Raw genomic sequence first — 23,410 nt, 5'->3', positions numbered from 1 at the left:
AAAAAAGTATACTATTCTCCCGCACGTCTACCTATAATCCCGTAGGTATCCGTCCGAACAAATAAGGCAGGTCTCCTGACTTAGGATCATCGCTTTGTTGCGCCTTCCCGAAGTTTCCTTCAGTGACATGATGCAACAAAGCTCCCCATCACAGTGGCGGGTACCGTGACGGATTTTCACCGTACTTCCCTTTTAAGCCAATTCTCTAATGAGAAAGGCACCTTATTTGTTTGGCATATAATGTCGATTTTTCATGGAACATTCCTGTTATTAATAGTAGTACAAATTTTCAAATATCGTCAACTACTTTTTTTCAATAAGTCCGTTTTCGCCAATACAATCCCGTCTTGATCAGCGTACACATAAGCACCTGGCTCCCAACGAACGCCGCCAAATTCAAGCGCGACATCCCGTTTTCCTTTCCCTTCTTTTTTGCTTTTCACCGGGCATGTACCGATAGCCATGACGCCAAGCGGCATGTTAGCGATTTCCGCAGAATCGCGAATGCATCCGTGAATAATCACCCCGGCAAGCCCGCGCTCGCAAGCGATCTGGGCAAGACGGTCTCCAAGTAACGCGCAATTGCGCGAACCTTTTCCGTCAACGACCAATACGGTGCCTGCCGGAACAGTTTCGAGCGCCTCGCGGACGAGTACGTTATCCTCGAACACCTCAACGGTCGCAATCGGTCCGGAAAATTCTTTTTTGCCGCCGTATGATTGGAGCGGCAATTGGCAAACTTGCAGTTCACTTAAAAATTCATCGCATAAATCAGCTGTTTTCATCACAATTCCCTCCTTGCTACGTCTTATATTTGACATATTTGTCGAAACTCCTTCTTTTTCCACAAAAAAACAGACAAGCGACATTGCTTGTCTGCTAGAGACTGGGCTAGCTGGATTCGAACCAGCGCATCACGGAGTCAAAGTCCGTTGCCTTACCGCTTGGCTATAGCCCAACGATATAAATACGCTAAAATGCCGTAAAAGTCTGTAGTTTTATGTATCAAATACGAGCACGTAACGATCTACCTAGCACTATCATGAATAGCTGATTACCTATTTATGATCTTTCGACCATAAATAAGCAGTTCACCACCCATGATAATGGTTCGTTCAACCGTATAAAATACCTATACACCCATATACAACCTCTCGGCTGTATATGACCGTTAACTTAATTGAGTCGTTTACTCAACAAAGTCTGCGGCACTTTATACGATCTTCGCTCGACCCTATACGATAAATTGGGACCTTATTGCAATAATATCTTTGCTAGAGATACGACTGCAATAAAGCCTTTCTCTACCGTATAGAATCTTCCCTCCGACTGCACACAAACCATCATGACCTGTATACAATCTTTGGCCGACCTATATACACCCGAAAGAGCATATATAAATCTGGGCTCAACCGTTACGTACCCGTTACCTATATCATGAGCAAATTCATTCAAATATATACGTAAGTAAAATTTAATATAGCTGTAAAAAATTATTTAATTCAACCGGTTGAAATGGGAGTAATTAAACTGCCTTCCTACCGATTTTCCATCTGGCATCATGGCCAAAGTGAAAGGAATGACTTCTCGGATTTTAAGGAAATAATTCCCCCATCTTGCTCATTTGCCTAGTCTATGGACACGTTCATTCTTTGTTAGCACCGAAGAAAACGAAGCAAAACCATCAAACGATATGTGGAAGAACAAAAAAACAAGATAGCGGGCAAGGCATCCATATCAATAGAGCTACATTTTTGCCGCCCGCGCCAATTCCTCGAGCCGCCTTAGCGCCTCCTCTTTGTCAAAAGAACTGTACCAACGGTCATCATATATATCTAAAATGCGGTAATGCTTGCTGATGAGATTTTGCTGGAGGCGAAACGGCCCCATGCGTTTAATCTCTTTCCACCATACTTTTCCGCCGAACGTTTTTCCTTTCGGCGCATCAATTTCTTCATGGGCGATCGTTTCAATCACTTCAAGCGGGCTATCGCCAAGCACCGATTCGATAATTTCGCTATCACGGAATAGTGCGCATAGCGCGACGACTTGCGTCCAGTTCGCCTGCGTCCGCCCTTTTTCAATTTGCACGAGCGTTTTTTTCGAAATCCCTAACACTTCTGCCATCTTATCTTGCGTATACCCTTTTTCGACGCGAATTAACTTCATTTTACTGGAGAGAAGATCGATTACTTCTTGTTTATCCATTGTTCTCCCTTCTTTTGTTTACATAATATAATTAATGTTACTTTATAATTTTTCCTTACAAGGGTAATATTACAATTTTTGGCTCTATTCGTAAATATCCTAATTGCCATCTTCTAGTTTTATCGATTATAATGGCAAAAAATACGAAGGGAGAAACAAAATTGCTACAAATCGTACAATACAATGAGGAAGGAGATTATTTTTTCGGAAACGAAAACGTTATTTTTTTCTCCTTTTCATCCCACACTAACACCGCATCAAACGTTTTCTCCCCTTTTTTAAACCCTTTAATGATGTTCGTTTTGCCGTGCTCGAGCAGTTTTCTCACATTCGCTTGCGAAATCGTTTTGCCGAGAATTTTTTTCGAAATCGTAAACGAGCATTTCGTTTTGGCATAATTGGCGCAGCCGTAAAATGTCCCTTTGTCAATGACCGTTCCGCCGCACAGCTTGCAGGTGCCGACCGGTTTTCCTAACGTCGCTTTCGATGTGGTGCGTTGAATCGATGCTGTATCGAGTCCGGCAAAGTTCCAGCTCTGCGACGCGGCAAGCGCATCTTCAACGATTTTTGCCGATAATCTTTTTACTTGCTCCATAAAATGAGCCGCTGAAGCTCTTCCTTCACCAATCTCGCTTAAGCGCTGTTCCCACTTCGCCGTCATTTCCGGAGAAGCCAAAATTTTATCGCCAATCGCTTCGATGAGCACTTTTGCTTTGTCGGTCGCATATACTTGATTTTTCTTTACTTCGATATAATTTCGCTCTTTTAGCGTCGTAATGATGGCCGCGCGCGTCGCTTCCGTGCCGAGGCCCTCCGTTTTGGCGAGCACTTTTTCCAATTCTTCGTTATCTAAAAATTTCCCCGCCGTTTTCATCAGCGTAATCAATTGCCCTTCCGTATACCGTTTTGGCGGCTGAGTCTTTCCTTCTTTGACTCGGACATCGAGCACATCGCCGCTTTCTCCTTGCCGAAGCGCCGGAAGGATCGCTTCCTCGTCCTCTTCACGCGGCGCAATCACTTTCCGCCATCCTTCCTGAATTTGCTGCTTACCTTTTGAAATAAAGCGGGCGCGCCCATCAACAAGCGTCGTGACGGTCGTGTAGTCAAACACCGCCGCTTCATAATGCGCGGCAATGAGACGGCGCACGACCAAATCGTAAATTTTCCGCTCATCCGCTGATAGCTTTGCCGGATCGGTCACTTGCTCCGTCGGGATGATCGCATAGTGGTCGGTCACCTTTTTTTCATTAACATAACGTTTATTATGTAAAATAGACGCGTTCGGCAACGGAAAAAGCGACCGGTACTCCGGAAGCGCCCGCAATTTTTGCAAAATGTCCGGGAACGTTTCCGCCTCGCCTTTGGTCACATAGTTCGAGTCGGAACGCGGATACGACACGATGCCTTTTTGATACAATTGTTGCAAAATATCGAGCGTCTTTTTCGGTGAAAATTGGTATATCTTGTTCGCCGTTGCCTGCAAAGAGGACAAATTGAATAACAGCGGCGGAAGAAACGTTTTTCTTTCTGTCTGAACCTCTTTTACTTCGGCATGCTTGTTTCGGCAGAATTGGGCGATTTTTTGTGCCAACTGCTTGTCTTTCAGACGCGTTTCCCCTTTTTCGTCCACCCATTTCCCTTCGTATTGCTTGCCGTCAATGTGAAATGTTGCCATGACTTCCCAAAACGGCTCGGGACGAAACTGTTCGATTTCCTTTTCCCGCTTTACGATGAACGCAAGCGTTGGCGTTTGGACTCGTCCAACCGAAAAGACATCATTCATCCCTTTTTGCTTTAGCAAAATGCTGTACACGCGCGAAGCGTTCATGCCGACAAGCCAATCGGCACAAGCGCGTACATACGCTTCTTCATATAAATTTCTTGTTTCGGCTTCATCTAACAGCTGGCGGAAGCCTTCCTCAATCGCTTTCGGCGTTAACGACGAAAGCCAAAGCCGCTTCATCGGCTTTTTCACGCCGCTCATCTGAATAATATTGCGGACAATCAGCTCCCCTTCTCTTCCGGCGTCACCGGCATGGATAATTTCCGTCACTTCCGGTTTGCGAAGCAACTCTTTCACAATCGCAAACTGCTTTGCTTTCGCTTTTTCCACCTCATATTGAAAACGCTCCGGAATAATCGGCAGCGTCTCGAGCTTCCATTGTTTCCATTCAGGGCGGTACCGCTCGGGCGGCACGAGCTGCAAAAGATGCCCGACCGCCCACGTCATATACGCTCCTTTCGGAAACAATTCATTTGGGAAAATTTCGATATATCCTTGTTGTTTTTTGTTTTTAAAAATGGACGCAAGCGTCGCGCCTTGATCTGGTTTTTCGGCGATAATCACTTTCATTGCAAACTTCTCCTTGTTGTTCATGGAATATTATGGAATTTCATGCCCCATTGAGCTTTGCAAAATGTCAAACCATTGTTCACGGCGAAGCGGCAGCTTTAGCGCGCGCACCGCAAGGGAAATACGCTCTTTTTTCCCTGAACCGACAATCGGCATCATCCGCGCCGGATGCACAAGCAGCCATGCGTATAATACTTCGTCGATGGTCTCCGCGCCTAATTCATTTTTGATCCGCTCGAGCGTATCGCGGAGGCGAACCGCTTTTTCATCATCCGCCGTAAATATTTTCCCGCCCGCCAGCGGTGACCACACCATCGGCGGAATCCGCTTTTCTAAGCATAAATCAACGGTTCCGTCATCGATATTTTCCAAGTGATAGGCCGACACTTCAATTTGGTTGGTCACAAGCGGGAAATCTAAATACGACTGAAGCATGTTGAATTGCGAACGTTTAAAGTTCGACACGCCAAAATAGCGCACTTTCCCTTCTTTTTTCAGCTGCGTGAACGCCTCGGCCACCTCTTCCGGATTCATAAACGGGTCCGGACGGTGAATAAGCAGCACGTCAATGTAGTCGGTGCGGAAATTTTTTAGCGATTGATGGACGGACGCGATAATGTGCTCCTTGCTCGTATCATAATGTTTCAAGCCGTATTTCGACGCGAGCTTAATCCCGCATTTTGTAACAATCTCGATTTGTCCGCGCAAGCTTGGCTTGAGCGCCAATGCTTCGCCAAATAGCGACTCGCACGTATAATTCCCGTAAATATCGGCATGATCAAACGTCGTGATTCCTTGTTCGAGACAAAATTCAATGAGATCGAGAATCTGTTCTTTCGAATAATTCCACTCCCTTAGTCTCCATGATCCGTGAATGATGCGGGAAAATGTTAAATCTTCCGCTAAACAAATTCGTTCCATCACTTGACCTCTCCTTCTTTTTTCAAACGGTATATACATTCGAAAGCAATTCCCCATCCTTTTCGTTCGAGTAATCTTTCTCTTTTTGCGCATACTACGTAGCAGCGGAAAAAACAGGAAAGGAAGGGGAAGATCGTGAAAAAACAGTTATATGTATGGCTGGCGATCGCATTGCTGCTTGTGCCATGTCACACCTACGCCGCACAAACAAAATATCAATGGAATCTTGCCGACATTTACGCGTCGGAAAACGATTTTGAGCGCGACTATCAAGCAGTCGACGACGCGCTGTCAAAACTATCGTCCTATGAAGGAAAGCTGACTCGCGCCGCCAACGTCGCCAAACTATTTGCCCTTAATGAAAGGATAGCACGAAAACTGGAAAAATTGTCGCTTTATGCTCATTTAAAACAAGATTTAAATATTGAAGACGAGACCGCGGCACGACTGAAAGCAAAAGTGGAAACGCTCGCTTCCGACTATGCGGCTAAAACGGCATTTATCGAGCCCGAACTGCTGTCGCTTTCCGAGCATACGCTTGACAAGCTGCAAAAAAGCAAGCCGCTCAAGCCGTACCACTATTATTTTGAAGAATTGCGCGAGCGAAAAAAGCATACTCTTTCCAAACGGGAAGAACAGCTGCTCGCCAAGCTTTCTCCCATCATGAGCGATCCGGAAAACATTTATAACAATGCCGCACGCGGCGATTATGACCCGCCTTCGATCCGCACGCCGGACGGCAAAATGGTTTCGCTGACGAATGAAAACTATACAAAAGCGCTTGAACACCCGGACCGCAGCTATCGCAAGCGCGCGTTTCAAACGTTTTTTCAAAGCTATGAAGCGATCGAAAACACATCCGCCGCCACACTATACGCTTCCGTGAAAGCGGACGAACTGTACGCGAAAGCTCGAAAATATCAATCTGGCCTCGATGCGGCATTATCGGCCGATGATGTACCAAAACAAGTGTTTACGAATCTCATTTCTACCGTTCATGATCATTTGCCGGTACTCCACCGCTATGTCGAACTGCGCAAAAAAGCGCTCGGCGTCGACCGCATCCACAGTTACGATATGTATGTGTCGCTTGTCGACGAGGCCGTTGTGAAAAAAATGAAGTTCCCGATCGAAACGGCACAGACGCTCCTCCTTGAGGGACTGAAACCGCTTGGGGATGACTACATCAAAAACGTGCGGCGCGCATTCGAACAACGCTGGCTTGACGTCTATCCACGCCCCAAAAAATATACGGGCGGCTATAATACGTGCTCGTACGACACCCATCCGTTTATTTTGCTCAACTATGACCAGTCTCTCGACGGCTTGCTGACGATTGCCCACGAAATCGGCCATGCGATGAATTCGGTATACACGAACAAAACACAACCGTATCATTATTCCGGACAATCGATTTTTACCGCCGAAGTCGCTTCAACCGCCAACGAATGGCTGATGATGGATTATTTCCTAAAGCAAGCAAAAACGGACGAAGAGAAGCTGTATTTACTCAACCAGCAAATCGATCAAATTCGCGGCACGTTATACACGCAAGTGATGTATTCCGAATTTGAGCAGGCGATCCACGACAAAGTGCGGCAAGGCGGGAGCTTAACCCCCAACGAATTAAACGAGCTCTGGCTTCGCCTATTGAAAAAATATTTTGGCCCAGCGTATGCCTCCGATCCGGAAGCGGCGCGCGGCTGGCTGCGCATCCCGCACTTCTATGACGCATTTTACGTCTATAAATACGCCACTTCGCTTGCCGCCTCCTTCGAACTTGTCAAGCAAATGAAAGCGGACAAAACCGGTCAGGCGACGAAACGCTATTTGCAGTTTTTAAGCGCCGGCACATCCGACGACCCGATTCGCCTCTTGCAAAAAGCGGGAGTCGATATGACTTCACCAAAACCGCTTGCCAACTTGCTTTCTTATTTCGATTTTCTCGTCCGCGAAATGGAACAGCTGTTGAAAAAGGAAGGAAGATTGTAACTAAAAATGGCGCTGGCTCCAAAAGGTCACTTTTCGAGCCAGCACTTTTTGATTCATGATGTTTAACGTCAATCGACAAACAACATTTATTTTACTTTAATACGGAAAACATAGCTGCCGTCTCCTTGCTTCCATCTTGCCATGACGCGGTAAACATATACTCCTTTTTCATTTGGAGCGGTCAGCACATGATTCTGTAATTTCACTGTTTCTGCACTGCCTTCATCTTTCCGCTGCTCTACGGATAAAGAAGCTGGCTCTTTTTCAAAACGTATTTTTATTTTCGCATGAGGCGCGACCTCAACCGTTTCGTGTACGTTTCCTATTTTCCATGGAGGCGCGTAAGCCCAGTCGACACACTTTTTAGAGAAAAATGTTTTCCAGCAGTAAGAACCTTGTGTAACCGGAATTTTTTGGCCTGCCGCCGATACGTCTAGTGCTGGAGGTTTGGAACTGGCAGTCACAAAAAAATATGCCCCTAAACTGCATACGCCTACCACCATCAACATGAATATGGGAAAAAATTTTTTCATGGCCACCGCTTTCCTTTATGTCTTTTATTCATTAGACGGCATTCGCTAAGAGATGTTACAATATATCATAAGCGAATCAATGTAATTCCCCTTTATCGGTCTCCATGTTCAAGCCAATTATTTGCATCTATAGCTATTCTTCTAACCGTTCCCGATAACGAGGAATGCAAATAGCCCGAAAAACGAAAAAAGATCACCGCATGTAGATCTGCGATGACCTTTTTAACGATCAAACCAACCATTTCTCAAGATTCTCTCATCTTTTCAATCTTCTCTTTCACTTTCCGAATGTTCTCCATTTTGTTATCCCAACAGGCCTGGCTTAAATCGACGGGATATTGTTCGGGGTTCATTGTCCGCTTGTACTCATCCCAAAACAACTGCAAGTTTTCTTTGACAAACGCTTGAATTTCCTTTAATGGCGGAGACGCGTACACAAGCTTTCCGTTGTCAAAAATCGTTTCATGTAAATCTCTTGCCTCAAAATTGGTGACAAATTTGCTGATGAACGTATAAACCGGATGAAACATTTTCAACCGCTCTTCTTGTTGCGGATTTTCGCTTTCTAAGGCAATATAGTCGCCTTCCGCTTTTTGGTTGATTTTGTTGACAATACGGTACACCCGTTTCAGCCCCGGAGTCGTGACTTTTTCCGGGTTGCCGCTGATTTTGATCGTATCGACCATATTTCCGTTTTCATCTTCAATGGCGACTAATTTATAAACAGCGCCCAACGCCGGCTGATCGTACGCGGTAATTAATTTCGTTCCGATTCCCCAGACGTCGATTTTTGCGCCTTGCGATTTTAAATTAATTATCGTCTCTTCGTCTAAATCGCTCGACGCGAAAATTTTCGCCTTCGTAAATCCCGCTTCATCGAGCATTTTTCTCGCTTCTTTCGACAAATAGGCGAGATCGCCGCTGTCGATGCGGATGCCAATAAAGTTGATTTGATCGCCGAGCTCTTTGGCGACGCGAATCGCGTTTGGCACCCCTGACTTTAATGTATCGTACGTGTCGACGAGAAAGACGCAATCTTTATGCCGGCGCGCATATTTGTGGAACGCAATGTATTCATCTTGATAAGCTTGGATCATTGCGTGCGCATGTGTACCGGCAACCGGAATGCCGAAAAGTTTCCCTGCCCGTACGTTCGATGTCGCTTCAAACCCGCCAATGTAAGCGGCGCGCGCCCCCCACAGCGCGGCGTCCATCTCTTGTGCCCGGCGGCTGCCGAATTCCAACGCCGGCTCATCGCCGAGAATATGTTTAATACGAGACGCTTTTGTCGCGATCAACGTTTGAAAGTTGATAATGTTTAAAATCGCCGTTTCCACGAGCTGCGCTTCGGCAAGCGGCGCTTCAATGCGCAAAATCGGCTCATTGCCGAAAACGATTTCCCCTTCCTTCATTGAGCGCAGCGTGCCGGTAAAACGAACCGTTCGCAAATAATCTAAAAAATCGTCCTGATATCCCAGTTCTGACCGCAAATAGTCAATATCGCTTTCGGAAAACCGGAATTGCTGCAAAAATTGAATGACCCGTTCCAAGCCGGCAAATACCGCGTATCCGTTTCCAAATGGCAGCTTGCGGAAAAACACTTCAAACACTGCCTTACGGTTATGAATGCCGTCTTCCCAATATGTTTCCACCATATTGATTTGATATAAGTCCGTATGAAGGGTAAAACTGTCATCTGCGTATCTTTCGTTCATGGTGCTACCTCCAAAACACAAATCGGTTTGACACAAAAAACGTCCATCGTCTATTCTACCACTTTTATTCCACCACTTCCGCACCTAATGTATGCTTGAAGTGCTCGAGCGCCCATTCATGCCCGACCGAATTGAAGCTGGCGACCGCGTTTTTATGTACAACGATGTGAAAACCTTTATTATACGCGTCGACCGCAGTATGAAGCACACAAATATCCGTACAGCAGCCGACTAAATGAACTTCGTTAATTCCTCGTTCTCTTAACTTGATTTCCAAATCCGTCCCCGCAAATGCGCTATATCTCGTTTTATCCATCCAATACACATTGTCTTTATGTTTGTTTGCCTGATAAACCGCTTCCAGTTCTCCATACAATTTCCGGCCGTCCGTGCCTTCGATATTGTGCGGCGGAAACAGCTTCGTTTCCGGATGATAAGTATCACCCGCTTTATGCATATCAATCGCAAATACAACAAAATCGCCATTTTCGATAAACTGTTTCGTAATCCGCACCAGCTCCGATTCGATTTGCTGGCCGGGCTTACCGCAAGTAAGCGCGCCGTGGTCAGCGATGAAATCGACCGTATAGTCTATGTTGATCAACGCCTTTTTCATCCAACACTCCCCCCACGTCTTTTTAAAATTTTTCCCTATCAGACAAAACGCTTCTTGCTAAGAACAGTGTGCGAAAACAGCTCCTGTTCTTTTGAATATAGAAAATACAACTAAGTAAAAGAGTTTCCCCTATATGATAGCGAAAAACCGCAAAAACAATCAACCATTCTGTCTTGGCTTGTTATGGAGCCTTACTTTGTTTTGCTCTCCACCAACGTAATTTTATATACGTATGCGCTTTCTACTTCTTTGACTTCTTCAGGAAAAGCACCTTCATGATTGGTATCACTTAGATGATTTTTAGAAGTGCCAAGCCAATAAGCGATATACACCGGTTTGTTCTTATGAAGTTCTACCGGTTTGGTTATATTTGCGACAAGCATACTGCTTGTAGGGACAGTTAGAATTGGGGATGTTACTAATCCGCCCGGAACCCCTGTCAACAATAATGGGGCTTGCTTCTCGACTTCCGCTGAGATTCCAAAAGACAAAATTTCTCCTTGAAAATCGCTTGGGATGTCTGCAGTGGCATGATGAAATTCGCTTTCCTTTCCGTTATGGTAGGCAATGACATCGACCACTAATTGTTCTTCTTGCCGTTTGGATCCGTTTAGCTCAAAAAACTTGATATCCCTTGTATTGGTTTTGCTGATGAGCAGTTTTTCTTTTTCTGTCAGCTTTAACGGTTGAATGATCAACTGTTTTTTTCCCTCGTTGTTTGCTCGAGTCGGATTCGCTTTAGGCTCTGAACAAGCCGACAGCAACACCATCAACGACAATAACGACAGCCAAATCCATCGTGTTTTCATCCTTGTCTCCTTTCATCTATTGTTCTATAAGTATTCATTGCTATCATAATGTTTAATTTTTCCACATTATTGTAGTTGATGTTATTCATTTTGTCTACGTATGAAACGGTAAATTTTTCACTTTCTCTAAACTACTGCCTTTTTACATATCCATTTGACCGCTTTCTATTCGCGCTTTTTTACCACTAATATTGGAGCATTTTCTTTTCAATGCGATGGTCCTCGATTACAAAAACACCCCGCTCTCCGTTGATGGAAAGCGGGGAAATTGTCATGCTTGTCCGTTTTTTGCGGCTTTGACCGCTTTTAGTTGCGATCGTAAAATCAACGATTGGATGATGGAGAAGCAGCCGCCGACCACCCAGTAAAGCGACAGGGCGGAAGGAACGGAACTTGCCCCGAGAAAAATCATGATCGGCATGATATACGACATCATCGCCATTTGCGGCATTTGTTCCTCCGTCATCGATGGCGACAAACGCACCGAGATGAATGTCATGAGGCTGGCCAAAATTGGCAAAATGAAGTACGGATCGCGGTGGCCGAGCTGCACCCATAAAAACGAGTGCGTCTTAATTTCTTGCGTGCGCGAAATCGCGTAATAAAGCGACATAAAAATCGGCATTTGAATCAGCACCGGCAGGCAGCCGCTCGCAGGATTGACGCCGTGCTTTTGATACAATTGCATCATTTCCTGCTGGAGCTTACGCTGTGTTTCGATGTCATTCCCTTTATATTTCTGCTGGAGCTTTTGCAGTTCCGGGCGGATTTTTTGCATCGCAATCGTCGTTTTAAACTGCTTTAAAATCAACGGCAACAGGCAAAAACGGACGATTAACGTTAATATGATGATGGCAATTCCGTAGTTATTGCCAAATAGATGCCCAATCGTCAAAAGCAATTTCGACATTGGATAGACAAAATAATGATCCCAAATTCCTTGACTATGTTCATTAATCGGCTTGTTGCGATTGCAGCCGCTTAGTAAAACAACTGCTCCAAATAACGCAAAAATCCACTTTCTCATAAGAGACCTCCTTGTTGTTTTAGTCAATCAGTCAAAAAGAAAAGCGAGGTCTCCTTCCTTCCTCATCGGTTTGGCGCGAACGTTCACGAATAGGAATTTTTCGTCGTTTCCTTACGAAAACGCGGCAGAGCGGGACCATCGCGCCAGACGCGTATCTTTCGTCTTTTTTTCCCGCTACATACGAGAGCGTAACATCATATAAAAAGGCTTTCGTTTTTCGGTATTCGCCGATATAGCATTTCACAACAACAAGCAGTGCACCCACAAGCGATACATACGCCAGCAAATCAAAGGGGGCTTCCATTCTCCCACCTCTTTTCTATTCAAGAAAAGCTTTTCCTTACATAACATAGCAAACTTAGCGAAAAAAGAAAAGAAAAAGATTCACAAAAACGGCAATGTTATTTTTTCGACAACAGCCGCAACAGCGGCGCCAACGCCGGTTCTTCTTTAGCCAGTTCGGCAAAATCTCCTGTTTCATCTTCGTCAAGAACATGCGCCAATTCGCGCTCGGCTTCCTCCATTCGCCCGAGCTTGGCTAAATAACACGCTCGTTGATAACGAGCGAATAAGTCCTCTTCAGCAAATTCAAGCCATTCATTGGCAACGGAAAGCGCCTTTTCCGTCTGCCCCGCTTCGTCATACGCACGAGCCAATTCTTGCATCAACTCTGCATCATGCGGATGATGGGAAAGCCCATTCGCAAGTATGGCAATCGCTTCATCATAGCGCTGTTTTGTCGTATAGATCGTTCCTAACGTCAAAATACTGCGATGTAAGAGCGGCTCTATTTCAATGATGGAACGAAGCAGATTTTCTGCTTCCTCTTCCCGTCCATCGTCAAGGAGCAGGAACGCCTTTAACTCCAGCATAGCCAGGTCGTTCGGCTGTTCTTCGAGCAGCCGCTCGATCCACTCGCTTGCTTCTTTTTGGAGCTTGCTGCTTTCAGAGTGAATAAGAAGCAGGACAAGCTCACGGGCGACATCGGCATTCCACTTGCATGTTAATGCCCTGCGCAGCGTTTTGATCGCATCATCTGTCAATTCCGCCGCTTCGTAAAACTCAGCAAGTCGCTCATACGCTTCCATATTGCCGCGGTCAAGGCGAAGCGACGTTTCGTATAAATCCAAAACAGCGGAAACAGCAACAATTTCTTTCGTCCATGCTTTCGCTTTTGTCCACAGCCTTTTAGCGAAAGAGTCTTCCGCTTTGGCCCACGTTATGTCCATCATATATGGGGAAAGGGCGGAAGCGACGTGCATGTATATGATGCTCTTTTTTTGATCGTCAAGCTTCCATTTGCCGAGCCGCTCGCGCAGTTTTCCTATGCCTCTCATTGTATACGAAAATGCTTGAACATAAGTTTCATACAAGGATTCATTACGGACATCCTGCTCAATCAGCCGCTCAAGGATGGCGATCGCTTCGCTTGATTTCCCTTCCTTGATAAGCGTTTTCGCATAATGGTGGAGTACATCCGGATGATCAGGATGGAGGCGAAGCGCTTGTTCGACCGCCTCTTTTTCTTTGGCAACGTCCCCCATTGCTCCGTATACGTGGCCGAGGCTGTCATAGTACCAAACGTCGCCCGCCCGCTCCCGCGCAGATTCCAATATTTGGATAAGAAAGGAGGGATCTTCAAACAGCGCGACGGCACGTTCGACATGGACGTGCAGTGGCTCATGCACGAACGCTTTTTGCAGATGGAAGCGCTGCTTATCCATATTTTCTTCCATTTCGTAAAGAACCGCCAAGCGAAGGTGAGCCACTGCAAATGTATCATCGACCTCGAGACATGCTTCATAATACCGTTTCGCCTCGTCCCAGCGCTCAAACGCCCGATACGTCTCCGCAAGGCGATAAAGCGGGAACGTACTCTTTTGCACCTTGCTCGCCCGTTCGTATAAATCGATCGCTTTCGAAAACATGCCGCTTTGTTCATAAAGCACGCCGAGATAGCAAAGCGCGTTTACATCAGCCGGACGCTCGTTGATGAGTTTCTCGAGAAAAGCCACTCCGCGGTCGACAAGAGAATGGGCAGTCAGTTGTTCGATATAAAACTCATATGCTTCCGCCACATCAAATTGGGCGATCCGCAGGCCTTCTTCGAGAAATGAAAACACGGCGTCCCGCTCTTCCCCTTCTGTGACCAGCTCATTAGCCAGGAGCATTTTTCCGGCATTTAATAGAAATTCGCCGTTTTGGGCAAATAATAGCTTTTTGTCCAATAAATACTGTTTTGCCTCAGCGCGCTGCCCCCGCTGCATCATCACGTATGCAAGACCGAGATGGGCAAAAACTTCTTTTTCCTCTTGCTCGAGTGCTTTTTGGTAATGCGCTTCCGCCTTTTCCGCTTCTTCTCGCTCCATATACCAGTCGCCAAGGCAAACGTGTAACGCAGGGGCGCATCCAGCCTTGGCCACTCCTTCCAACAAAACGGCTTCGGCTTTTTGCCAATCTCCTAACTCGTTTTCATATAAATCCGCTAACGCCAGATATGGATACGGCTCTTCTCCATCGAGCGCTTTAGCGACAAGAAAACCGCGTTCTGCTTTGCGGATCTTTCCTAGCCTTTCATCGCAGCGCGCCCGTTCATACCATAGATAGGCATCATGCTTATGGCGGCGCAGTAATTGGTCGAAAAAGGCGCGCGCCTCCTGAAATTGTTTGGCCTGGAATAACATGATGCCATGGTTCGTGCCGATAAACAGATCGTCAGGATGTAGCGTTAAAGCGATTTGCGACAGTTCCAATCCTTTCTTTTCCTTTCCGCTATACGTGATGCTAAGGGCCATATAGCTCCAGACGTCAGGCTGGTCGGGATCGAGCTGGAGCGAAGCCCGGAAATAGCGGCTTGCTTCTTCGTACCGGCTTTCGTAAAACGCGATCCGTCCCCGCAAATAGTGATAAAGCGGACTTTGGGCTTTGCCCTTCACCCGTGCCAGCACCGCTTCGGCCCGTTCAATTTCTTTCACATACACATATGCTTTCGCTGCCACTAGCAGCAAATCATTGATATCGCCGTATTGGGCAAGCACCCGCTCGGTATAGTCGAGAAGCAGGTCTTTCGCTTCTTCCGTGCCAACATGCTTCACCACATACAGCCATGTGTATGGAATGTGTTCATGCCTGCGCAAAAACGAAAGAAACGGCGCCATATACGCTTGCTCATCTTCGTCCATTTTTTCGGCGAAGGCATGAAGCTGACGGAAATATTGATCTTCCTCTTCCGGCAGCAACATGGCAATCGCTTCTTTTTCCCGGGGAATCGCAGCAATCGACAAATAATGTGTTCCCGCATACCATTTTTCGACTTCGTCATAAGCAACCACAAACGGCTCAATCATGTTTGGGTCTTGCACGTAAAACGCCCCGAGGCGCTCATCATAGCCGAACAATACTTGCACATGCGACGATTGTTCGTAATCGACGCTTAACAGCACGGGAATACCGGCATCGACCAACCGTTTCCATCGCTCCGTAGAACCGATGAAAAAGCGGCATAAAAAACCGAGCGTTTCCAAATAATGTACGGTCGTCGATAATTTCGAGCCGCGCACATCGAAAATATGCTCGGCCACTTCATCTTGTGTGCGCTCTGTGCCTAACAGCCGCAGCATCATTTCCAAACTCGCGGGCACACAATAATTATGCTTTTGTACGACAGGCACAAGCGGCAAGATCACTTGCGGCAGAGAAGCGCGCTCGCCCGCACGCGCGTACGGCGTGGACGCCAACGATTTTTCCGTTTGCACTAGCGCCTTTAGTTCTTCCCATCTGCCAAGCTTGTAATAGATTTGCGCACGCACATGGGCAAAATAGCGGCGGTGGACGTGAAACGGAGCGAGGCGGTCGACTTCATCCATCGCTTCGAGCGCCGCTTTGTACTCCTGCAAGTCACGCAACCGGCGCGCTTTTTCCGCATATAACGCCGGCACTTGCGGAAACCGCTTGATGCCGCGCTCGACGATTTCCAGCGCTTTCCGCTGACAGCCGTTTAGCGCGTATAGGTCGGCCAAAAGCAAATGGCACATATCGCCGCGCTCCGGCTCATCCAATCCTTTCCGCAATATTTCTTCCGCTCTGTCGCGGTCGCCAGTTTCGATATAAAAATACCCCCATTTATCATAAATTGGAACTGTTTCATATCGCTCTACCACGTTCATCCACTGCTGTGCTTCTTCAATTCGGCGCATTTCCAAAAGAGTACGTACGAGCGTAAAAGCAGCACGAGCGATATGTTCCGGTTTTTCCTTTCCGTTCGCGATCGCTTCTTCCAAACGCGGCCGCAGCGCTTCCTCGGCATCCAGCGGCCGCCGTTCTTCGAGCCACTCATCACATACCCATGTCAGCGTCTGCAGCGTCGAAAAACGGCGATGGGCGTAGCGCGCCAATAGCGCGCTATGACGGTACATTAGCGCATAGTCAAACAAGCGAATCAGATGATGAAACGAGTCTGCTGTGTTCCATGTCCGCAGCAGCGTTCTCCAGCGAAACAGATGTTCTATTTTCTGAAGCATCGGCTTTATTTCCTCTAATGCTTCGATAATGCGTTTTTCTTTTATATAGGTAGCGATTCGTTCGATGTTCATGTGCGAAACCCCTTTTCTTTCTTCCATTCCCCATACTATAACTGTACAAGCCTGTCCAACAGATGATGCCAACTTTTCATGATATTTTTAGTGTAAAATGAATCACGGAGAAGTTCTATAAATTTTTAGAAAAATCGGCAGGAAAATGAATCCTATCCTATAAAAAAAGATTTGCCGCGGATGATGGCGGGCAAATCTTTTTTATTAAAAAACTAATTCGCTTCGGATAGGCTTTTTCCTTTTTTCTTATCGAAATAACGCAAGCGAACGACACCATTCGAAAAACAGCTGTTCTTTTGCGCCAATATAGATAAGCAAGGCAAATGCTGCGTAAAAGAGCGCTTTTTCGACAAAATTGCCTGTACGATAGATGGGAATCTTAAATCGCTTTGCGGTGAACGGCCAAAAAAGCGGCACGCCTTGGACGGACAAAAAGTCTTCGAAAATATGAAACAAATAGCCGAGCACCAATCCTGCAGCAAATAATGAAGGCGATTCCCACAAAATAACGAGGGCGATAACCCCCCATACAATAAGCGAATGGGTCATGCCGCGATGGCCGAACGCTTCTTTTACTTTATTGGACATCCCCATTGAGCGGCGACCGACGTACGACTTTGGTTCATCAATGTCGGGGAGCAGGCTGCCGATGACGACTCCCACCGTATAGCTTGCTGTAAAGGAAAGCGATGTGTGCGCGGCGACCGCCGCCCCAAGGCATAATGATGTGACAATATGGCTATGGTATCGCATGTAACCTCCTCATTATGTAAAACTTTTTTTCTATTATAACACAAGAAAAGAATGTTTGTTCGTTTTTCTCCATCGTTTGAAAGATTTGTGACAATCGCGCTAAGTGTGACAAAGTTAACATCTCTTTATTTCTATTATGGCTATAGTAAAATTACACACATTGATAAGGAGTGAGCAAAATGAAACGAAAACGATCACCGTTATGGAACCGTTTCAAATATATGAAACCGATAGAGCGATATGCGAACGAGCATAGTGAAGTGACATACGGCGATCGCGCTTGGGAAAATGTTTACCGCCGCCGTTGGCAACATGATAAAGTCGTCCGTTCGACCCACGGCGTCAACTGCACGGGTTCGTGCAGCTGGAACATATACGTAAAAGACGGAATCGTCACCTGGGAAGGGCAACAGCTCGATTATCCATCGACCGGACCGGATATGCCCGATTTTGAACCACGCGGCTGTCCCCGCGGCGCGAGCTTTTCTTGGTATATTTACAGTCCGCTCCGCGTTAAGTACCCATATGTGCGCGGCGTGTTAATCGATATGTGGAGGGAAGCGCTCCAAACGCACAAGAATCCGCTCGATGCTTGGAAAAGCATCGTGGAAAATCCAGAAAAGGCGAAGCGATATAAACAAGCGCGCGGAAAAGGCGGCTTCGTCCGCGTCAGCTGGGATGAAGCGTTAACGCTTGTCGCTACTTCGCTATTATACACTGTCATCAAATACGGGCCGGACCGCAATGTCGGTTTTTCGCCGATTCCAGCGATGTCGATGGTCAGCTATGCCTCTGGAGCTCGTTTTATGCAGCTCATGGGCGGACCGATGCTTAGCTTTTACGATTGGTATGCGGACCTGCCGCCAGCATCGCCGCAAGTTTGGGGAGACCAAACCGACGTTCCAGAATCGAGTGACTGGTACAATTCCGGCTACATCATTACATGGGGCTCAAACGTACCGCTTACTCGAACGCCGGACGCTCACTTTTTAGCGGAAGTCCGCTATCGCGGCACAAAAGTCGTTTCCGTCAGCCCGGATTACGCCGAATCGACGAAATTTGCCGACGACTGGCTCAGCGTAAAACCAGGAACGGACGGCGCACTCGCGATGGCGATGGGACATGTCATTTTAAAAGAATATTACGTCGATCAGCAAGTTCCTTACTTCCAGCAATATGCGAAAACGTACACCGATTTTCCGTTCGTCGTCACCTTGAAAAAAGATGGCGACAAATGGATAGCCGGCCGCTTCTTGCAGGCAAAAGACCTCGGCCGCAGCGTCGCCAACGCCGAATGGAAGCCGGTCGTTTACGATGAAAACAGAAAAACATTTGCGATTCCGCATGGAACGATCGGCTCGCGCTGGGATGGCCAAGGAAAATGGAATTTACATATGGTGGATGAGGAAACAGGAAACCCGATTGAACCGTGCTTAACGTTTTTACACTGCAAAGACGAGCTTGTTACGATTCATATTCCGTACTTCACTAATGAAGGAAGGGAAACGATGGAACGCGTTGTCCCAGCGAAAAAAATTCATACGGAAGACGGCGAAACATACGTAACCACCGTCTACGATCTTATCCTTGCCAATTACGGCATCGATCGCGGCATTGGCGGAAACGTCGCCCGTACGTACGATGATCTTGTTCCATTCACTCCGGCATGGCAAGAAGCGATTACCGGCGTGAAACGGGAGCTTGCCATTAAAATCGCGCGCGAGTTTGCGCAAAACGCGATTAATACAAATGGCCGCTCGATGATTATTATGGGCGCTGGCATTAACCACTGGTTCCACTCCGATACGATTTACCGCGCCGTCTTAAACCTCGTCTTATTTGTCGGCGCGCAAGGCGTCAACGGCGGCGGCTGGGCGCACTACGTCGGACAAGAAAAACTGCGGCCGGCGGAAGGATGGCAAACGATCGCAACGGCACGCGACTGGACAGCACCGCCGAAACTGCAAAACGGCACATCGTTCTTCTATTTTGCGACCGATCAATGGCGATATGAAGAAATGCCGGTCGATGAACTTGTATCACCGCTTGTGAAAAAAGCGCGCTATTCCCATTACGCGGATTACAACGTTCTCGCCGCCCGGCTTGGCTGGCTTCCGTCTTACCCGACGTTTAACAAGAACGGCATTGACCTTTACAAAGAAGCTGTCGCCAATGGAAAAACGACTCCGGAACAAATTGGAAATTACGTTGCCGAACAGCTCAAAACGAAGCAATTGCAATTTGCGATTGAAGATCCAGACAATGAAGTAAACTTTCCAAGAAACTTAATCGTCTGGCGCGCGAACTTAATTTCCAGCTCAGGTAAAGGCCATGAATATTTCTTAAAACATTTGCTCGGCACAACACACGGTTTATTAAACGATGATGAGAACAGCCTGCGGCCGCAAGAAATTACATGGCGCGACGAAGCTCCGGAAGGAAAGATTGATTTGTTAGTGAACCTTGATTTCCGCATGGCGGGAACGGCGCTTTACTCCGATGTTGTTCTTCCGGCGGCGACATGGTACGAAAAACACGATTTAAGCAGCACGGATATGCATCCGTTCGTGCATCCGTTCAATCCAGCGATTTCCGCGCCATGGGAAGCGCGCTCGGATTGGGACATTTTCAAATCGTTAGCGAAAGCCGTCTCCGATATCGCCAAACAAATCGGCATGAAGCCGGTCAAAGAAGTCGTCGCCACCCCGCTCTTGCACGATACAACACAAGAACTGGCGCAGCCGTTTGGCAAAGTGAAAGACTGGAGCAAAGGCGAGTGCGAACCGATTCCGGGAAAAACGATGCCGAACATTCATGTCGTCGAGCGCGATTACACGCTCATTTACGACAAAATGATTTCCCTTGGACCAAACATAGCCAGACAGCCGATGGGCACAAAAGGCATCGCCTGGTCAGCCAAAGACGAGTACGAAAAATTGAAAAAGACGTTAGGAACGATCAAATGCGCCTCGATCGCTGCTGGCTGTCCAGATATCAGCGATGCGAAAAACGCAGCGGAAGCCATTCTCACATTATCATCGACAACAAACGGAAAAGTGGCGGTAAAAGCGTGGGAGGCACTCGAGAAAAAGACGAATTTGCAGCTCGCCGATTTAGCGAAAGAACGCGAGGAAGAATGTTTTACGTTTGAACAAATTACGGCGCAGCCGAAAACAGTGATCACCTCGCCGGCGTTCAGCGGCTCGGAAAAAGGCGGCCGCCGCTACTCGCCATTTACAACCAACGTCGAGCGGCTCATTCCGTGGCGCACATTGACAGGTCGGCAGTCGTTCTATCTCGACCATGAGCTTATGCACGAATTTGGCGAAGCGATGGCTACCTTTAAGCCAATATTGCAGCACCGCCCGTTCTCGAAAAAGCGGCCGGAAGCAAAAGGAAAAGAAATCATTTTGAACTATTTAACACCACATAACAAATGGTCGATTCACAGCATGTACTTTGATGCGCTACCAATGCTTACGCTGTTCCGCGGCGGTCCGACCGTCTGGATCAACAAAGATGATGCCGAAGAAGCCGGCATTCGCGATAACGACTGGATTGAATGCTTCAACCGCAACGGCGTCGTTGTCGCACGCGCTGTTGTCTCTCACCGTTTGCCGCGCGGTATGGCATTTATGCACCACGCCCAGGACCGACACATTAACGTTCCTGGTACGAAACTGACAAACAACCGCGGAGGCACGCACAACAGCCCGACACGCATTCATATGAAACCGACCCATATGATTGGTGGGTATGCGCAATTAAGCTACGGATTTAACTATTACGGCCCAACGGGAAACCAACGCGACTTGTATGTCATTATTCGCAAATTAGAGGAGGTCGATTGGCTTGAAGATTAAAGCGCAAGTCGGCATGGTGATGAACTTGGATAAATGCATCGGCTGCCATACGTGCAGCGTCACTTGCAAAAATACGTGGACAAATCGTCCCGGTGCAGAATATATGTATTTCAACAACGTCGAAACAAAACCAGGGATCGGTTATCCGAAACAGTGGGAAGATCAAGACAAATATAAAGGCGGCTGGGAGCTCAAAAACGGCGAGCTCCAGCTCAAATCCGGCTCGAAAGCAACCCGTCTGCTTAACTTGTTTTACAACCCGTACCAGCCAACGATTGATGATTATTATGAACCGTGGAATTACGATTACGAAACATTGACCAACAGCCCGCAAAAACGCCATCAGCCGGTCGCCCGCCCGAAATCGGCCATTACCGGCGAATTCATGGAACTGTCCTGGGGGCCAAACTGGGAAGACGACCTTGCCGGCGCCCATATTACCGAGTTGAGAGATCCAAACGTTGTCAAAATGGAGCAGTCGATTCAAGCGGAGTTCGAAAACGTCTTTATGATGTATTTGCCGCGCATTTGCGAACATTGCATCAATCCCTCGTGCGTCTCGAGCTGCCCGTCAGGAGCGATGTATAAACGCGACGAGGACGGCATCGTCCTCGTCGACCAAAACGCCTGCCGCGCCTGGCGTTATTGCGTAACGAGCTGCCCGTATAAAAAAGTATATTTCAACTGGCAGACGAATAAAGCGGAAAAATGCACGCTCTGCTTCCCGCGCATTGAAGCAGGCATGCCGACGATCTGTGCGGAAACATGTGTCGGCCGCATCCGTTACATCGGCGTCATGCTTTACGATGCCGACAAAGTGAAGGAAGCGGCGAGCGTAGAAGACGAAAAAGAGTTGTATCATGCACAGCTTGGCATTTTCCTCGATCCGCACGATCCGGAAGTGATCGCAAAAGCAAAAGAAGAAGGCATTCCGGATGAATGGATCGAAGCGGCGCAGCGTTCGCCGATTTATAAAATGATTGTCGATTGGAAAATCGCGCTTCCGCTACATCCGGAATACCGGACATTGCCAATGGTATGGTACATTCCACCATTAAGCCCGATTATGAACATGTTTGAAGGAAAAGGAAGCAAAGCGAATGCGGAAGACATTTTCCCAGCGATTGACGAAATGCGTATCCCGATCGAATATTTGGCGAATTTACTGACAGCCGGTGACGAAACACACATCCGCACAACGCTGAAAAAAATGGCGGTGATGCGCTCCTATATGCGCGCAAAACAAACGAACAAACAGCCGGATGTCCGCATCATTGAAGAACTCGGGCTAAGCGAACAAGATATCGAAGACATGTACCGTTTGCTCGCCATCGCAAAATACAATGACCGCTTTGTCATTCCTGCCTCCCACCGCGAAGAAGTCGCAGAGCTATACGCAGAACAAGGAAGCTGTGGGTTGGCGTTTGCCGGCGGTCCTGGCTCTTGCGGTACGCTTTCTTAATGGAGGTGAGGAAACATGGACAAAGATCAAATACAAACGGTGTTTTTATGCGCTTCCCATCTATTGTCCTATCCCGATGAAGCATGGGCGGACTCTCTCGCTGATTGCCTCGAGGCAATCAGCGCCGTCCCAAACGATGCCATCGTCGAAAAAATGAGCACTTTTATTCACGATATCCAATCCATGCCTGCCCGCAAGCGGATGGAGCAATATGTCGAAACATTTGATTTCGGCAAAAAAACGAATTTATATGTGACTTACATGAATACAGGCGAGCAACGTGAACGCGGGCTCGAGCTATTGCAATTGAAACAGCGCTATAAAGCGGCTGGATTTGATACGAGCGAGCAGGAACTTCCAGATTATTTGCCGCTTATGCTCGAGTTTGCCGCCTATGCGGAACAGGAGCACGTCGTGCCGCTCTTTGCGGCATATGTCAATAACATCGATGAAATACGGAAGCAGCTTGCCGCGGGCGGCAGCCCTTATGCCACTGTGTTTGACGCGATTTTCCTCGCACTTGCAGAACTCGGCGTGACGCCGATTCCGAAAGGAAGTGTGTAACC

General features: G+C 47.3%; 16 protein-coding genes, 1 tRNA gene, 1 pseudogene and 1 riboswitch. Of the genes and pseudogenes, 5 read left to right on the top strand and 13 right to left on the bottom strand.

Annotated elements, in window-relative coordinates; all coding sequences use genetic code 11:
* Window positions 1-48: 48 nt before the first annotated feature.
* A riboswitch (cobalamin riboswitch) is annotated at window positions 49-240 on the bottom strand.
* Window positions 241-299: 59 nt separating this feature from the next.
* Window positions 300-785 carry a ribonuclease E activity regulator RraA gene (gene rraA, locus BDD39_RS05350; protein ID WP_166908810.1) on the bottom strand — a complete coding sequence of 162 codons (486 nt, stop codon included), beginning with the start codon at window positions 783-785 and terminating at the stop codon, window positions 300-302.
* 101 nt (window positions 786-886) lie between these two features.
* Window positions 887-958 (bottom strand) — tRNA-Gln (locus tag BDD39_RS05345).
* Between the two features lie 609 nt (window positions 959-1,567).
* Here BDD39_RS05345 and BDD39_RS16735 point away from each other — a divergent pair.
* Window positions 1,568-1,663: pseudogene (locus BDD39_RS16735) on the top strand (IS200/IS605 family transposase); the annotation flags it as partial.
* Between the two features lie 83 nt (window positions 1,664-1,746).
* Here BDD39_RS16735 and BDD39_RS05340 read toward each other — a convergent pair.
* From BDD39_RS05340 to BDD39_RS05330, 3 genes are all read right to left on the bottom strand, one after another.
* Entirely contained in the window at window positions 1,747-2,208 is a 462-nt protein-coding gene (locus BDD39_RS05340) for a helix-turn-helix transcriptional regulator (protein ID WP_166908808.1), read from the bottom strand.
* Between the two features lie 196 nt (window positions 2,209-2,404).
* Entirely contained in the window at window positions 2,405-4,561 is a 2,157-nt protein-coding gene (locus BDD39_RS05335) for a DNA topoisomerase III (RefSeq protein WP_166908806.1), read from the bottom strand.
* A 30-nt stretch (window positions 4,562-4,591) separates the two neighbouring features.
* Window positions 4,592-5,482: an aldo/keto reductase gene (locus BDD39_RS05330; protein ID WP_166908803.1), complete on the bottom strand. Its 891-nt coding sequence runs from the start codon at window positions 5,480-5,482 to the stop codon at window positions 4,592-4,594.
* 132 nt (window positions 5,483-5,614) lie between these two features.
* On the opposite strand from BDD39_RS05330, the gene pepF reads away from it, so the two are divergent.
* Window positions 5,615-7,474, top strand: coding sequence for an oligoendopeptidase F (gene pepF / locus BDD39_RS05325; RefSeq protein ID WP_166912270.1), 1,860 nt, complete (start codon window positions 5,615-5,617; stop codon window positions 7,472-7,474).
* A gap of 86 nt (window positions 7,475-7,560) precedes the next feature.
* On the opposite strand, the gene BDD39_RS05320 is transcribed toward pepF, so the two are convergent.
* From BDD39_RS05320 to BDD39_RS05285, 8 genes are all read right to left on the bottom strand, one after another.
* Entirely contained in the window at window positions 7,561-8,007 is a 447-nt protein-coding gene (locus tag BDD39_RS05320) for a hypothetical protein (protein WP_166908801.1), read from the bottom strand.
* 245 nt (window positions 8,008-8,252) lie between these two features.
* Window positions 8,253-9,722 carry a nicotinate phosphoribosyltransferase gene (locus tag BDD39_RS05315; protein WP_166908799.1) on the bottom strand — a complete coding sequence of 490 codons (1,470 nt, stop codon included), beginning with the start codon at window positions 9,720-9,722 and terminating at the stop codon, window positions 8,253-8,255.
* Between the two features lie 64 nt (window positions 9,723-9,786).
* Window positions 9,787-10,338 (bottom strand): cysteine hydrolase family protein, encoded by a 552-nt coding sequence (locus BDD39_RS05310; RefSeq protein WP_166908797.1) that lies wholly within the window; start codon window positions 10,336-10,338, stop codon window positions 9,787-9,789.
* 191 nt (window positions 10,339-10,529) lie between these two features.
* A complete protein-coding gene (locus tag BDD39_RS05305; RefSeq protein WP_166908795.1) occupies window positions 10,530-11,147 on the bottom strand; it encodes a hypothetical protein in 618 nt (205 codons plus the stop codon).
* Between the two features lie 271 nt (window positions 11,148-11,418).
* On the bottom strand, window positions 11,419-12,174 hold the full coding sequence (gene yidC, locus BDD39_RS05300; protein ID WP_166908793.1) for a membrane protein insertase YidC: 756 nt from the start codon (window positions 12,172-12,174) through the stop codon (window positions 11,419-11,421).
* 31 nt (window positions 12,175-12,205) lie between these two features.
* Window positions 12,206-12,478: a hypothetical protein gene (locus tag BDD39_RS05295; protein WP_166908791.1), complete on the bottom strand. Its 273-nt coding sequence runs from the start codon at window positions 12,476-12,478 to the stop codon at window positions 12,206-12,208.
* A gap of 97 nt (window positions 12,479-12,575) precedes the next feature.
* The gene (locus tag BDD39_RS05290) at window positions 12,576-16,766 is read right to left on the bottom strand and encodes a tetratricopeptide repeat protein (protein WP_166908789.1); all 4,191 of its coding nucleotides are present in this window, start codon (window positions 16,764-16,766) and stop codon (window positions 12,576-12,578) included.
* 246 nt (window positions 16,767-17,012) lie between these two features.
* Window positions 17,013-17,519, bottom strand: coding sequence for a metal-dependent hydrolase (locus tag BDD39_RS05285; RefSeq protein ID WP_166908787.1), 507 nt, complete (start codon window positions 17,517-17,519; stop codon window positions 17,013-17,015).
* A gap of 179 nt (window positions 17,520-17,698) precedes the next feature.
* Here BDD39_RS05285 and BDD39_RS05280 point away from each other — a divergent pair, with 179 nt between their 5' ends.
* Genes BDD39_RS05280 through narJ form a run of 3 tightly spaced genes read left to right on the top strand, consistent with a single transcriptional unit; the run spans window position 17,699 to window position 23,408 of the window.
* Window positions 17,699-21,382 (top strand): nitrate reductase subunit alpha, encoded by a 3,684-nt coding sequence (locus BDD39_RS05280; protein WP_166908785.1) that lies wholly within the window; start codon window positions 17,699-17,701, stop codon window positions 21,380-21,382.
* Complete coding sequence (narH, locus tag BDD39_RS05275; RefSeq protein WP_166908783.1) at window positions 21,372-22,844, top strand: nitrate reductase subunit beta; 1,473 nt, start codon at window positions 21,372-21,374, stop codon at window positions 22,842-22,844. Before BDD39_RS05280 ends, narH begins: the two co-directional genes overlap by 11 nt.
* A gap of 15 nt (window positions 22,845-22,859) precedes the next feature.
* Window positions 22,860-23,408: a nitrate reductase molybdenum cofactor assembly chaperone gene (narJ, locus tag BDD39_RS05270; protein WP_166908781.1), complete on the top strand. Its 549-nt coding sequence runs from the start codon at window positions 22,860-22,862 to the stop codon at window positions 23,406-23,408.
* The last annotated feature ends 2 nt before the right edge of the window (window positions 23,409-23,410 follow it).

Source organism: Saccharococcus thermophilus (assembly GCF_011761475.1).
In the GTDB taxonomy this organism is placed as follows: domain Bacteria; phylum Bacillota; class Bacilli; order Bacillales; family Anoxybacillaceae; genus Saccharococcus; species Saccharococcus thermophilus.
This window is presented reverse-complemented; position numbering and strand designations above follow the sequence as displayed.

Excerpts from the sequence above, each read along its gene's own strand:
- BDD39_RS05330 (WP_166908803.1), bottom strand. The coding sequence starts at position 5,482 with ATGGAACGAATTTGTTTAGCGGAAGATTTAACATTTTCCCGCATCATT.
- BDD39_RS05305 (WP_166908795.1), bottom strand. The coding sequence starts at position 11,147 with ATGAAAACACGATGGATTTGGCTGTCGTTATTGTCGTTGATGGTGTTG.
- BDD39_RS05285 (WP_166908787.1), bottom strand. The coding sequence starts at position 17,519 with ATGCGATACCATAGCCATATTGTCACATCATTATGCCTTGGGGCGGCG.
- BDD39_RS05310 (WP_166908797.1), bottom strand. The coding sequence starts at position 10,338 with ATGAAAAAGGCGTTGATCAACATAGACTATACGGTCGATTTCATCGCT.
- narJ (WP_166908781.1), top strand. The coding sequence starts at position 22,860 with ATGGACAAAGATCAAATACAAACGGTGTTTTTATGCGCTTCCCATCTA.
- yidC (WP_166908793.1), bottom strand. The coding sequence starts at position 12,174 with ATGAGAAAGTGGATTTTTGCGTTATTTGGAGCAGTTGTTTTACTAAGC.
- BDD39_RS05320 (WP_166908801.1), bottom strand. The coding sequence starts at position 8,007 with ATGAAAAAATTTTTTCCCATATTCATGTTGATGGTGGTAGGCGTATGC.
- BDD39_RS05295 (WP_166908791.1), bottom strand. The coding sequence starts at position 12,478 with ATGGAAGCCCCCTTTGATTTGCTGGCGTATGTATCGCTTGTGGGTGCA.
- BDD39_RS05335 (WP_166908806.1), bottom strand. The coding sequence starts at position 4,561 with ATGAAAGTGATTATCGCCGAAAAACCAGATCAAGGCGCGACGCTTGCG.
- BDD39_RS05315 (WP_166908799.1), bottom strand. The coding sequence starts at position 9,722 with ATGAACGAAAGATACGCAGATGACAGTTTTACCCTTCATACGGACTTA.
- rraA (WP_166908810.1), bottom strand. The coding sequence starts at position 785 with ATGAAAACAGCTGATTTATGCGATGAATTTTTAAGTGAACTGCAAGTT.
- BDD39_RS05340 (WP_166908808.1), bottom strand. The coding sequence starts at position 2,208 with ATGGATAAACAAGAAGTAATCGATCTTCTCTCCAGTAAAATGAAGTTA.
- BDD39_RS05280 (WP_166908785.1), top strand. The coding sequence starts at position 17,699 with ATGAAACGAAAACGATCACCGTTATGGAACCGTTTCAAATATATGAAA.
- BDD39_RS05290 (WP_166908789.1), bottom strand. The coding sequence starts at position 16,766 with ATGAACATCGAACGAATCGCTACCTATATAAAAGAAAAACGCATTATC.